Genomic DNA, 13331 nt, shown 5'->3' with positions numbered 1-13331 from the left:
TATGGATTAGACTGATTCTTTTCGAATAATTTACTAAATAGAGGTGAATATATTACAAATTTCCCCTGTATTCGTTAACCTCTTTTACTTAATCCATTAACAAATAAGTATTTTTTATTTTTTGTTCAAAAATATGGTCTAGAAACTTTGGAGCTCAGTCTAAAAAGAGCTACAATGAAAGAAAAGCTATCAACTTGTCAAGGAGGTTCATGATGTCAAAAAAAGAGTTGCGTCAGTACATTCTAGAGGAACGTTGTAAATTGCCTGAAGCTTATTTTAAAAAAGCAAATCCCCTCATCACCCAATATCTCCTTTCCCTTCCGGAATATCAAAAAAGTCAGCATCTCTTCTGCTTCAAGTCCATGAAAAGAGAGTTCAATACTGATAATTTTATGGAAGAAGCAAATCGAGATGGAAAATCCTTGTATCTTCCTAGAGTGATCTCCATGAAAGAAGGTAAAATGCGTCTTTTATCCTACCAACCAGGCGATCCATTGGAAAAAGCTAAATTTGGCGCTTTAGAACCTTTAAGGAATCAAACAGAGATTCTAGCAGAAGCTGTTGATTTCGTCCTTCTACCTTGTGTAACAGCTAATACACGTGGTGAACGATTGGGTTATGGAGGCGGCTTCTATGACCGTTTCCTAGACCGATCCAAGGCTATATCCGTTCTCGTCTGCTTTGATGCTTTAATGTTCGATGACATCCCTTTAGATCCCCATGACCATCTAGCCGATATAGTCATTTCTGAAAAAGGAATCTTTAGAAGATAAACGACCTAGCTTCTATTTCATATAGGCGATTTTGATTCAATCGTCTATCTACCGCCTGATTGAGCTTATTTTACTTTCCTACTGACTCTTTCATATCTAATTACCTACAATCTCTTTTATGTTCAATTCCCTACAGTCTCTTTTATTTTAAATATCCTAGCTGGCCTTTTATGGTCGAGCAAGTTTTTTCAAAACAAACTTATCATAAGAAACAATAACCCGATAATAGCCTTCAAATAAATGATCTATTTCTTCATTCCCTGAATAGATCAAAAGAGGGCTATTTTTTAAGCTGTTTAATTTCCCTTGAGTCGCCATAATGATCAAATCTTCCTTAGCTAATTGGGATAAAACTTTATAAGAAAGTTGTTGATTCCCTCTTCCTATAATATATCCCTGCCCTCCCATTGGGGTTATAACTAGCCGTGCCTTTCTTCCCTTGATCTGCTCTAAAATATCGGCCTCATTCACATCTTTCGCTATTAATGCTTTATTGTAAACTATATCTACACCAAGCATTGTAAAAGGCAAACCCAGTTCTTCCATAATGGCATTAGGCGTCGTACCAGAGCCTATGATATAAAAGACATCCTCTTCCATCTCGTCAATTAGCCTTAAAGCCGCTGATTCTTGCGCTTGCCGATCCGATTGAGGTGTTGAGGATTTAAGGTTTTGTAAATAACGGCTGTCATTAGGGACTTTTAAATAACCATAAACAGCTGTTTCGATCCGATCTTGGCGAAAGGCCTCTTCTTCTATGTCAATCACTTCTTTATCCACTAATTCTAAAGGGATTCCCTCTAGCCATTCTCTGACTAACTTTCCAGCATTTTCAGGGGAACGCCCATAAACTGGGGAATGAATTTTACAACCAGCCGGCACTCCCACAACTGGTAAAGATAAGCCGACACTTTCATAAATATCCCTTGCTGTCCCATCCCCTCCAGCAAAGATAATCAAGTCCACCCCTTCCTTGATTAGAGCATGAACGAGCTTTTTCGTATCTTCAGAAGACGTTTCCCTAAAAGGACTAGTGTAGACAAGCTTCAAGGCTAAGTTCGCCAAGTGAGCAGCTTCCTCCCCCATTTCCCCATCCGCACCATATAATACAAACTCCTCTTTAAGATCTGCAAATTGTTTGAGGGCTAGACTAGCTTTTAGAATGGCTTCTTTCTTAGCTCCAAGTTCCTTAGCACGTTTAAGAATTTCTTTCCCATCTGTCCCCTTTAATCCCACTCGCCCTCCCATACCAGCAATTGGATTGACCACTAGCCCAATCTTTTTCATGACTAACCTTCTTTCTTATCCTTCCTTTTATCCCACTTTCTAAGGATTTTTATCCATTAAGCTTTCTATTGAGATAAGACCTAAAAATAGCCAGCAAATTTCTAGCTATCCTTTTCGTCTATCATAACATAAAAGCGCTTTCTTCATGATGTGATAAAGTGAGCGTTTTTATTTGGCTATTTTTCACAAAAAGAACCCGCCCCTAGCGAGGCGAGTCCCTATTAAGAATGGTCACTTCTACATGTACGGCAAGAAAAGCACTTCATCAAAAATGATGCGCAAGGCCTTCTTCTTTTATTTATGGCATTGGAACCATTTTTGAATAGCTTCTAAACGGTCAAGGCGAAGGTTCGGTAGACCCATCCGACACAATCCATGACTTGACTTTGGATAGAGACGCATTTCTACTTCAACGCCATGTTCTTTTAGTGCGGTATAAAATTGCTCCCCTTGTTCTTGTGGGCAACGATGGTCTTCCATGCTATGGAGAATCAAGAGAGGTGTTTTTACCTTGTCTGCATAAGCCAGTGGAGACATAGACCAAAGATGTTCTCTATTGGTAAATGGTGTATCTTCCAATTGATAACTTACAAAGAATGGTCCAATATCACTCGTCCCGTAAAAGCTGATCCAGTTAGAAATACAACGTTGGGTTACTGCCGCCTTAAAGCGATCTGTATGTCCCACAATCCAGTTGGTCATATAGCCCCCATAAGACCCACCGGTTAAATAAATATGGTCTTTGTCAATTTCTGGGTGGCGATTAAGAACGTCATCCAATCCGAGCATTAAATCCCCATAATCCTTGTTGCCGTAATCTCCAAGGATAGCTGAAACAAATTTTTGCCCATAAGAATTTCCTCCACGAGGGTTGAGCATAATCACGCCATAACCTAAAGCAGCAAGAGCTTGCATTTCATGATAGAAGCTTTCCCCATAACAAACTTGAGGCCCTCCATGAACATAAAAGACTGCTGGATGTTGATCTTTATTCTTCGGTGAAATTGGTGGAAGATACCAACCTTCAATATCCCAATCATCACAGCCTTTATAGATAAAGCGTTCTGGTGTACTCAACACTTTGTCTGCCAAATAATTGGCATTAGGGTTATACAAAAGTTCAATCGACAATTCATCAAAAACTGGATCTTCCGCACTTAGTTTGATCTTTCCTAACTCACTTGGAATAGTCTGAGTGGAATAGGTCACAAACAAACTTTGGCACTTATGGCACCAAGTCGATCCAGTCAAATGAGCTGGCTGTTCCCAAAGTTTGATAAATTCTCCCTTAACACTGACTTGATAGATCGTCGAGCGCCCTCGTTCATTAGCCCCAATCAGAAAATGTTCTTCATCAGGCCAAGCTACTTCTACTCCAGTGATATTTTGTTGGAAATCTGCTGAAATCAAATCAGAAAATTCTACATCCAAATCCTTAGATAAGCATTTTAACGATTTATCCAAATTATCTAACAGATAAACCTTAGTTTGGGAAGTATATTTATATTCAAAATCATTCCCTGCAAAAATATAGTAACGATCACTTGGGCTAGCTGAGAGGAAATAAAAGTCTCCTTTTGGTTGATCTGGAAGTATTAAACTATGTCGTTGATGAGCTCGATCATACTGATAAGAAGTGCTAGTTGCGCCCCATTCTTGATCTTCTCGAAGTTGTGTATAGATAATAAGTTGCTCATCTTCAGAAATATATTGTAGCGACAGCTCTATATCCTTTTCAAAAACAGTTTCTGCTTCTCCACCCAAAAAGTTGATGCTCTTAACCTTCGTTCGAGTAGGTTGAACGTAAGATCCCCCATCCCATTGGAAAGGATAGTCAGTCAATTTCGTTGCATGTGGCCAATCCTTTTCCTTTTCTTCATTACTATCAAGAAGCTCAGAGGTCACATAGTAAAGACGGGCTCCATTGTCAGAGATATAAAAATCCGATACCCCTTCTTTTTCATCTGTCACCGCATAGGCTGCCCCACCACTCGTCGCCATGACAAAAATTTGACTCTTGCTTTCTCCATCTTTTTGCCCCAAAAAGGCCAAGTATTTCCCATTTTTAGTTAACTTAGGTAAACGGTCATACCCATTCGCCAATCCCCAAATCTGAATGTCTGAAGAGGCTAAGTTTAAACTTTTTATGGCCGTCGCATAACGATTTTTTTCTTCATCGATTTGCGTTTCCATAAAGTATATCAAGCCATTTTTGACATGTGGCTGTGAGACATTCTTTAAGGCGAATAAACTTTTGTTTGTAATTGTTTCCATCGAATCCCTCCAATATTATTGTTATTTTATCTTCTTTTCCTACAGACTAAACAAAACGCAAACCTTTAGGGTAGGCATTTTTTAATTGGCCAGCTGTATGCTTGGCAAAAGCAAAAGGCAAATGCCTATAGGTCAGTAGAACCCAAGAAGACTGCCCTTTATAAGGCAAGCTTTGCCCACTCATATAAAGTCGCCATTCCTCCTCTGTTAGATCAATTCTAGGCCATTTTTCTACACAAGGGTCGGCCAATAGCGCAAAAGCATGTAAAGGTTCAATTCTATTTTTTCGAAATTCCCCAATAGCAAGGCCTGGCAAAGGTAACTTTAAGCCCTGTGAATCCGGAAAATCTTCGGCTTGATAATATACTCTATCCCCAAATCTCACCAATTTACCAGTTTTTTCAAAAGGAAAACGAGCTAGCAAGTCCTCTAGGTAAACTTGTTCTTCCTTTGAAAATTGTCGAGGCGTTTTTTGAGATTTTTGACGTTTTTTCTTGTTCTTCTTAGGCATATCAGACTTATCTTGATAAAAAATCTCACTAGCCTTCCCTTTCACTAGCTTAGCCACAAAATGACCTTCCCCTTTTTGAAGGTGAGGCCATAAGCGAACAGTCCCCTCCAAGCCTGGAACACTCCCCCATTCTTTTCGACCATGAGAGCAGCCTTGTCGGTCGATTGCTTCAATGCTTAATCCCAATTCCTCTACCAGCCAAGAAACAATTTCTTCATCCTCTTCTTTAGCAAAGGTACAGGTTGAATAGATCAAACGTCCCCCTACTTTCAACATTTTAACCGCTTCTAATAAAATATCTTTCTGACGTCTTTGACAAATGATAGGAGTAGATTCCTCCCACAAATCACTTGCCGGATTATCTTTACGAAACATTCCCTCCCCAGAGCAAGGAGCATCCACGACGACCGCATCAAAGAACTCAGGAAAATGTGCCACTAATTCTGCTGGAGAGTGATTAGTCACCACGACATGTGGATAACCCCATCGTTCTACATTTTCTGCCAAAATCTTTGCCCGTTTAGGAATAATTTCATTACTCACTAAAAGCCCTTCTCCAGCCATATCCGCTGCTAATTGGGTTGTCTTGCCACCTGGAGCCGCACATAAATCTAGGATTCTTTCTCCTGCCTTCGCTTCAGCTACATCCGCTACAATCATGGCAGATGGCTCCTGACTATAGACCAGTCCAGCGACATGTTCAGGACTTTTACCTTTGACTTCACCAAAGTAGGCCTGATGACCAAATGGTGCCTTCAAACAGTTTCCTATCAGATCACTTGTCAATTCTGGCGCCAATTTTGCCTTGATAGGATTCAAGCGAAAAGCCTTCTCCCCTTTGCCTTTTTCTAAAGATTGAAAAAATGCCTCAGCTTCCTCAGCTAGGAGAGTTTGATATTTTTCGATGAAAGCTTTAGGTAATTGCACGTTGGTCCTCCTTTTAGTCCATTCAACCGGCTCACTAGTCGTAAGCCCTTACTACTAGATCTAGTTTAGCATGCTATAAATTTTTATGAAATACTTCCTTTACTTTTTATAAATCGCCCAAACAGATCTTCCTTGTTCAAATATTTACTCTTGGACATTTCCCCATCTTCTCTTAGAGCCCTAGAAAAAGAATCCCATTGGCCTAAAAGAAAGTTTCAAGCTAGAAAAATGGTTCTTTTAAGTTAAGTCATTCTCATTTTAGAAAAGCTCATTATAACTTAAGAAGATTTTTGTTATTTTCTACTCCTTAAGTTATAAGCTTCACTTGATCCACTAGAAGCATAAAATAAGCAAAGAGAAAAGGCAAAAGGCTAGGAGCTATCTAATAAAAAAAGTGCTGAATACTCAGCACTTTTTGAGGTAATATTTAAATTTTCCGTCATCATGATCCTATATAAGTGATCTGCTGATGACTTTAGGGAAAAAACGCTCAAAAGATTCGCCTATTATTTAAGGCCTGCTCCCTTGTTCAATTCAGCAGCTAACATCCATAAACGTTTATCAGTAGTTGCTTTGTATTCATGGAACATATCTGAACTTGGGTTATCCCCTTCAGAATCAGCTACTTCAATCCCTTTAGCAAATTGTTCATTCAAGTAAGTGTAAGCTGCAAATAAAGTTTCAAAGTGTTCTTTTAGGGTTAAGTTGTAGTTAGCCTTCTTAGATTTAATCTTGCTATGTTCAGAGAATTCTTCCAAAGTAGAATAAGGTTCTCCACCCAATGTGATCAAACGTTCGGCTACTTCATCCAATTGGCCATTCACTTCATCCATCCATTCGTCCATTAAAGGATGGTAGTATAAGAAACCGTCCCCACGCATATACCAGTGAACTTGATGGATAACTGTTGCCATTTGAGTGAGATCTGCTACTAATTGATTCAAAACTTTTTGTGTTTCTTGATATGCCATAATCATTTCCTCCTTTATCTTTTGAATCCATTATACCCCTACTGTTTGAGAAAGATCAAGTCATATGCATCTATTTTTGATAATCATTCTAAAATTTGTAAATTAAGCCTAAAGACAATTATCCCGATAGTCTTTTGTCCTATTTCAAGCCAAAAGCTCCTGGCAAGGCATAAGACAGAACGGACATAATCAAACAAGCCAGTAGAACACCTAGCGCTATTGGCCATAAGGCATTCTTAGGTTTAACCCCAAGGAAAGCGGCAATTAAAGACCCCGTCCAAGCTCCTGTTCCTGGCAAGGGAATACCTACAAATAAGAAAAGCCCTAACAAGATACTATTGGGGTATCTATTTTGAAGCTCTAAGCCTTTTGACCGTCCCTTCTTCATCATTGTTCGAGCTAAATTTTTAATGGGACCATGCTTAGCCAAATATTCCAAAATCTTTTCAATAAAGAATACAATGAATGGAACGGGTAATAAATTCCCAATAACAGCAATACTTGCTGCTTTCATCCAAGGTAAACCTAATAAACTTGCTGCTACTAAGCCCCCACGTAATTCTAAAATAGGCATTAAAGAAACGATAAAAACGATCATTTCTGAAGTCAAATACTCTTTAAAAAAAGCCACTACTGTTTCTACCATAATTACTCCTCTACATTATTTGTTTATTACATATAACATCGCTATTGCTAAGGAAGGATTTTAGTCCAATTGTCACTTCTTGTTCTCAATAAATCTTGCCTTGAAGCAAACAAGAGACCCTTCTACAAAGATCCAAATCTTCTAGCCTCTTAAATTTTAGTCAACCTAAGAATCTAAGTCAAATAAATCAGAAGTATTCTCATTTACTATTCGGAAATGATAATAGTTTTTTCACAATTATTCTATTTAAATTAAGTAAGGAAAAAGTAAGCTGTCATTCCCTAATAAAAAAGAGTTCATCAACTGAACTAATGCTCCCAAAAGCGAATCTCTGGCTTTCTCCCTACATTATTCAGCTAACAGAACTCTTTTTACTTGACTCAGTCCTTAATAGTTATGTAAAGCAAGGCTTCTTCATGAGGCTTTACCCCTCATACTTTTATTTCCAATCACCATCTAAGCTTTACCCCTCACACTATTTATTTCGAATCAGCATCTAGGCTTTCCCAACGATTGCCCACCACTTCTTTCGTATCAAAGATGACACAAAAGGCTGCCTTATCTTCTGCTTTCAAGGTTTCCTTCAATTCACTCACACGTTTTTGCGGGCAAGTGCAAACCAACATTTGTTTATCTTCTTGAGAGTAGGCTCCGCGACTTTCTACAATAGTTACCCCAAAATCTTTCTTAACCAAGCTATCAATTAAACTAGCACTCTTGTTAGAGATAATAAAGCAAGTTTTGGCTGATACCCCACCAGTTTGAACATAATCCACTGCCTTAGAAACGCAAGCTAATGCGATTAAAGAATAAAGACCAGTTGTAAAATCCAAAAAGATAAACGCCGACATTAAAACTGACCCATCTACTATAATTACCCCTAAGCCATAGGGAATCTTCAAATAATCATGGAGAATTTGAATAGGGATACCTGTCCCGCCAGTAGAAGAACCCCCTCGGAATACCAAACCAATCCCTAGGCCAGCGATAATCCCACCAAAGAGGGCTGCCAGCATAGGATCCCCTGAATAGACCGGAAAAGCTTGCATGAGTCTAACACAGACAGGGAGCAAAAAAGAACAAACGATTGTATTCAATGTATACCGTTTCCCGATAAAAAAGTAGCTCATTAATAACAGGGGGAAGTTAGACCAAAATAGGGAAACATCTGGGCTAATAGCAAATAAGCGATAGAGCAAAATACTAACCCCATTCATCCCACCAGCAACCAAGCTAAAAGGTACGAAAAATGAGTTGATCCCTACAGCGATCAGCATGGTTCCCCCAAGCATATACGCATAATTCATTAATTTTTGTGGCGCAAACCATCGGCTCATCATCATTTCCCCTTTTCTCAACATTTTTGCTTCTAAAACTATACTTCTTCAGTCTCAATACCGTTATATTAGTGGTTTTTATTTGAAATAACAAGTAGCAAATAAAAGGGGGTCTATCTTTCTCATCAAGACTAGGTCTCTAGGATAGACTCCCTTTAATCTTTAATTCATTTTTGTAAGTAAAACTTAATATCTATATAGATGATGACCTATAGTACTTTTTCTACATCAAATTCTATCGCTCAAAAGGGTGTTAACTAGCCTACTTCTTGCCACAATTTATTATTCTATCGGCAATTAACTATCCCACTTTTTACAACAAATATATTATTCTATCAACAATTAACTATCGTATTTCTCTTGGTCAAAAGTTTCGCTTCCATTCCATTTGGCCATAACCACCGTACAAACCGCATCTCCTGTTATATTGACAGTTGTACGGAACATATCAACAATCCGATCAATCCCCATAATCATTGCAATAGCTGTCACTGGTAAGCCCACTGAATTAAAGACCATGGTTAAAGTAATAATCCCCACAGACGGAATTCCTGCAGTCCCGATAGAAGCTAAGGTAGCCGCCAAAATAACGGTGATATAATCCGTTAAGCTCAAATGCATCCCATAGGCGTTAGCAGCAAACACAACTGCTACCCCCTGCATAATAGCCGTTCCATCCATATTCACTGTTGCTCCTAAAGGAATCGTAAAGGATGAAATCTTCCGGCTCACTCCCATCTCCGCTAACTTTTGAATATTCAAAGGAACTGTAGCACTAGAGCTTGAAGTCGATAAAGCAAAACTCATCACAGGGAAAAATTTCTTTAAGAAAGTAAAAGGATTGACTCGTGCTAAAACGACTAATAAGAACAAATAAACCAATACCAAGTGGGCAGTCAATCCTAAAAGAGTCGTCCCCACATAAGCAAACATAGATGCCACTGCAGATAAGCCCAAATTGGAAAAAGTTCTGGCAATTAAGCTAAAGACCCCAAAAGGAGCGATATTCATTACAATCCCCGTCAAGCTCATCATCAAATGATTGCCTTCTTCCATCAAATTGCTAATGGCTTGCAAATTACTAGGAGCATTCGCGAGCACCACACCCAGTAAGAGGGCAAAAACAATCACTTGGAGCATTTCACCATTTGCCAAGGCAGCAAAAGGATTCGTCGGAATAATATTCACTAAAGTATCCACCATAGATATTTTATTTGCAGCTGAAAGAGGCTTAGTCCCTTTAACACTAGCTAACATTTTAGATAAGTCCATTCCTTGACCTGGTTGAATCATATGAGCAATAATCAAAGCTAAAGCAACAGCTAATGTGGTTGTTACTAGATAAAAAATAACCGTTTGAATCCCAATTTTCCCTAATTTCTTAGGATCACCCATGCTCATTGCTCCATTAACCAAGGAGAAGAAGACTAAGGGAACAACAATCATTTGCATGAGGCGAATAAAGCCTTGGCCTACGATATATAAAATCCCATCTACCAATACTTTATCTCGTAAAGTCGAGGCTGGCATCAATTGGTTAATCAAAATACCAACGATTAAACCTAAAACAAGGCCTAACATAATTTTTGACGTTAGTGTCATTTTCTTCAATCGTTTCATCCGTCTCTCCTTTTACATCAAGCCATTATGAGTCATATAGTCCGCTAAGGTTTCTTGCCAAGTTGGAAACTGATAAATATCAGAAATATTAAGAATAAAATTCTCCAAAGCAACTGATTTGGGACGGAAAATTTGGTCGGAATAATCTTCTACTTCTTTTAATTGGGCGGTCAATCCCGCATTTTCCAAAATCTTTTCCGTAAATTCTCGTTGAGAACAATAACCTTCACAACTTGCATGATAAACCCCATATTCATGGCTTTTCATCAATTGAATAATGAACAAGGATAAGGCATAGGCAGAGGTTGGCGACCCAATAGCCGTTCTCGAAATGGAAATCACTTCATTCTTTTTAGCCTTTTCTAAAACTTTTTCCACCATATGGTTTTCATTAGAGTATAGCCAGCTGGTGCGAATAATGAAATGATGAGGGCACACCCTAGACACCATCTCTTCCCCAAACAATTTAGACTTCCCAAAAATGGAAAGTGGAGAAGCTTGGTCACACTCTTTACAAGGGCCATCTATATGTTGACCAAAAACTTGGTCAGTAGAAAGATGGATGAGTTGGGCATTAATTAATTGAGCAGCAACCGCCACATTCCTTGCCCCTAAGCCGTTCACTCTGTAAGCTTCTTCTGGATGGTCTTGACAATACTGATGATTAGTCACCCCAGCACAGTTAATAATAACGGTTGGCCGATTTCGACGAGCGAATAAGATGACTTCATCACAATCAGAGACATCCAATGTATCAATATCCGTTGAGATGATTTCCGCATCAATCGGATTTAAATGATGTTCCAAAGCCTTACCTAAACGCCCATTAGATCCACAAATCCAAATACGTTCCATATTTTCCTCCTTAAGTCATTAGATACACAACTTTTTATTATACAATTCTCATTAATAGGACGCAAAATTTCATAGCGCTTTCTTATATTTTTGTTTGCCAACTTCTTTTTAAGCCTTTCTTCTTCACTATTTTCCATTCTCTTCTCCTTTTGAAATGAAAATTTCGTATAATAAAGGAAGATATTTTAGACTTTTAAATCTTTTAAAACGAGAGGAGGCAGCGCAAGAAGCTTCAACATATAGAAAATCGTACTTCTTGCCAACGCTTATGACGCAACGTATTCCATGGGATCACTATTTCATTTCTCAAAGTCTTGTTCTAGCAACAAGAAGCACCTGTCAACGTGCCATGGTAGGTGCCGTTATCGTTCGGGATAAACGAATGATTGCAGGAGGATATAACGGTTCTGTCTCTGGTGAAACACACTGTATAGATGAAGGATGCTATTTACAAGATGGGCACTGTGTTAGAACTATTCATGCAGAAATGAATGCTTTACTGCAATGTGCCAAATTTGGTGTTCAAACAGATGGGGCAGAGATATATGTTACCCATTTCCCTTGTCTATCTTGTAGTAAGAGCTTAATTCAGGCTGGTATCAAAAAAATCAATTATCTCAATGACTACCGAAACGATGCCTATGCGATCCACCTGTTAGAACAAAGTGGAGTCGCTATTCATCAAATTAAATTACCGCCACATTTTTTTGAAAAAATGAGTTTAGCGCTAGAATCCAATGCTGTTCTACCAAGCTCTAGCCCTCAACTTTTTGAGAACTGCGAAAATGGCGACTGTAAAAATTGCCAATAATCTAAGTCAACTTCAGCCTATCCATAGAAATCTGTTCATTTAAACAATAATGACATAGCTATAAAGTCAACCTTCCACCCTATCCATAGAATAGCTTCATTTAAACAAGGCTTACATAACTATAATATCAACCTTAAACCCTATCTACAGAATAGGTCGTCAATCAGAAGAATATAGTGACTAGATCACTCCTAGCCAATAATTCAACTAATGATGTAAAAAAAGCAAGTGATGTGTATGAATGCCCCTAATATTAGACCACACCAGCTAATTTTAGTGGGAACTTCTACCCTTGACTTGCTTTTTTATTGTCAACTTTTCTCATCCTCTTCCCTTGTCTTCTTGCCATGTCTTCTTGACTTATCTGCTTACCATGTCTTCTTCCCTTGTCCTCTTCCCTTGTCTTCTTGCCTATAGACTAAATCCCCCAAAAATTTGTCCACCATTCTGCATTGGATAAATTTTGTTGGATTTTAGGTTTTTTCGAGTGAACTTTCTAGATCACCTGCAAGCTATCCCGTCAAACTTTGGCCTTTCGTTATCATTCAATTGAGATTAAAGAAATTAGCCAGCTATCGACAAAGAAAAAGACTTTTCAAAGCCCAGCTTTATTTTTTTTTAGGGTATCTTAACATTTTCTTAGTACAAAAGCAGAAGTATATTTCCTGAAATCTGTTTCATTTTTTATTTGAAAGAGTTATACTAGTAGAAGAATGTAGAATCATTCTAATTTATCTTAGGAGGAATTCTTATGTCATTGATTGGAAAAACAGTTGAAGCTTTTAAGGCGCACGCCTACCACCAAGAAAAATTTATCGAAGTTAGCGATGAAGATTTGAAAGGTCATTGGAGTATCCTTGTTTTCTACCCAGCAGACTTCAGCTTTGTCTGCCCTACTGAATTACAAGACGTTCAAGAAAACTATGCCAAATTTAAAGAGTTAGGTGCTGAAGTTTACTCTATCTCAACAGATACTCATTTCGTTCATAAGGCATGGCACGACCATTCAGAAGCCATTTCTAGTCTAGAGTATGTGATGATCGGTGACCCAAGCCAACAAATTTCTCGTCAATTCGACGTTTTGGATGAGGAAAGTGGCTTAGCTAATCGTGCTACTTTCTTAATCGATCCAGATGGAGTCATCCAAACCGTAGAAATTAATGCTGATGGTATCGGCCGGGATGCTTCTAGCTTAGTCGATAAAATCAAAGCCGCTCAATATGTTCGTAGCCATCCAGGTGAAGTATGCCCTGCTAAATGGAAAGAAGATCATCAAACACTTACTCCTGGCCTAGACCTCGTTGGTAAAATTTAGGGTA

Annotated in this window: 12 protein-coding genes; 3 read left to right on the top strand and 9 right to left on the bottom strand. The window is 38.5% G+C overall.

Translation table 11 applies throughout. From position 1 onward, the window contains the following. Window positions 1-212 precede the first annotated feature (212 nt). On the top strand, window positions 213-773 hold the full coding sequence (locus D3H64_RS05120; RefSeq protein ID WP_158589229.1) for a 5-formyltetrahydrofolate cyclo-ligase: 561 nt from the start codon (window positions 213-215) through the stop codon (window positions 771-773). Window positions 774-941: 168 nt separating this feature from the next. Here D3H64_RS05120 and D3H64_RS05115 read toward each other — a convergent pair whose 3' ends face one another. The 9 genes from D3H64_RS05115 to D3H64_RS10215 all read right to left on the bottom strand — a co-directional run bounded on the left by D3H64_RS05115 (window position 942) and on the right by D3H64_RS10215 (window position 11338). Next, on the bottom strand, window positions 942-2060 hold the full coding sequence (locus tag D3H64_RS05115) for an ATP-NAD kinase family protein (RefSeq protein WP_121565195.1): 1119 nt from the start codon (window positions 2058-2060) through the stop codon (window positions 942-944). A 294-nt stretch (window positions 2061-2354) separates the two neighbouring features. Then, complete coding sequence (locus D3H64_RS05110; protein ID WP_121565194.1) at window positions 2355-4334, bottom strand: S9 family peptidase; 1980 nt, start codon at window positions 4332-4334, stop codon at window positions 2355-2357. A 46-nt stretch (window positions 4335-4380) separates the two neighbouring features. Next, complete coding sequence (locus tag D3H64_RS05105; RefSeq protein ID WP_121565193.1) at window positions 4381-5772, bottom strand: RsmB/NOP family class I SAM-dependent RNA methyltransferase; 1392 nt, start codon at window positions 5770-5772, stop codon at window positions 4381-4383. Between the two features lie 506 nt (window positions 5773-6278). Next, a complete protein-coding gene (locus tag D3H64_RS05100) occupies window positions 6279-6743 on the bottom strand; it encodes a DNA starvation/stationary phase protection protein (protein ID WP_121565192.1) in 465 nt (154 codons plus the stop codon). A 139-nt stretch (window positions 6744-6882) separates the two neighbouring features. Beyond that, window positions 6883-7389: a small multi-drug export protein gene (locus D3H64_RS05095; RefSeq protein WP_121565191.1), complete on the bottom strand. Its 507-nt coding sequence runs from the start codon at window positions 7387-7389 to the stop codon at window positions 6883-6885. Between the two features lie 479 nt (window positions 7390-7868). Further along, entirely contained in the window at window positions 7869-8726 is an 858-nt protein-coding gene (locus D3H64_RS05090; RefSeq protein WP_158589228.1) for a YitT family protein, read from the bottom strand. 342 nt (window positions 8727-9068) lie between these two features. After that, on the bottom strand, window positions 9069-10346 hold the full coding sequence (locus D3H64_RS05085) for a dicarboxylate/amino acid:cation symporter (protein ID WP_121565189.1): 1278 nt from the start codon (window positions 10344-10346) through the stop codon (window positions 9069-9071). Window positions 10347-10358: 12 nt separating this feature from the next. Then, on the bottom strand, window positions 10359-11201 hold the full coding sequence (locus tag D3H64_RS05080) for an NAD(P)-dependent oxidoreductase (protein ID WP_121565188.1): 843 nt from the start codon (window positions 11199-11201) through the stop codon (window positions 10359-10361). Continuing rightward, window positions 11162-11338: a hypothetical protein gene (locus D3H64_RS10215; RefSeq protein WP_158589227.1), complete on the bottom strand. Its 177-nt coding sequence runs from the start codon at window positions 11336-11338 to the stop codon at window positions 11162-11164. Before D3H64_RS10215 ends, D3H64_RS05080 begins: the two co-directional genes overlap by 40 nt. Before the next feature lie 131 nt (window positions 11339-11469). On the opposite strand from D3H64_RS10215, the gene D3H64_RS05075 reads away from it, so the two are divergent. Then, window positions 11470-12012 (top strand): ComE operon protein 2, encoded by a 543-nt coding sequence (locus D3H64_RS05075; RefSeq protein WP_121565216.1) that lies wholly within the window; start codon window positions 11470-11472, stop codon window positions 12010-12012. A 751-nt stretch (window positions 12013-12763) separates the two neighbouring features. Then, complete coding sequence (ahpC, locus tag D3H64_RS05070; RefSeq protein ID WP_121565187.1) at window positions 12764-13327, top strand: alkyl hydroperoxide reductase subunit C; 564 nt, start codon at window positions 12764-12766, stop codon at window positions 13325-13327. Window positions 13328-13331: the final 4 nt, after the last annotated feature.

The sequence above is a fragment of the Atopobacter sp. AH10 genome (genome assembly GCF_003664595.1).
GTDB lineage: Bacteria > Bacillota > Bacilli > Lactobacillales > Aerococcaceae > Atopobacter.
Note: the sequence above shows the minus strand (reverse complement) of the source record. Positions and strands in the feature narration are given on the sequence as shown.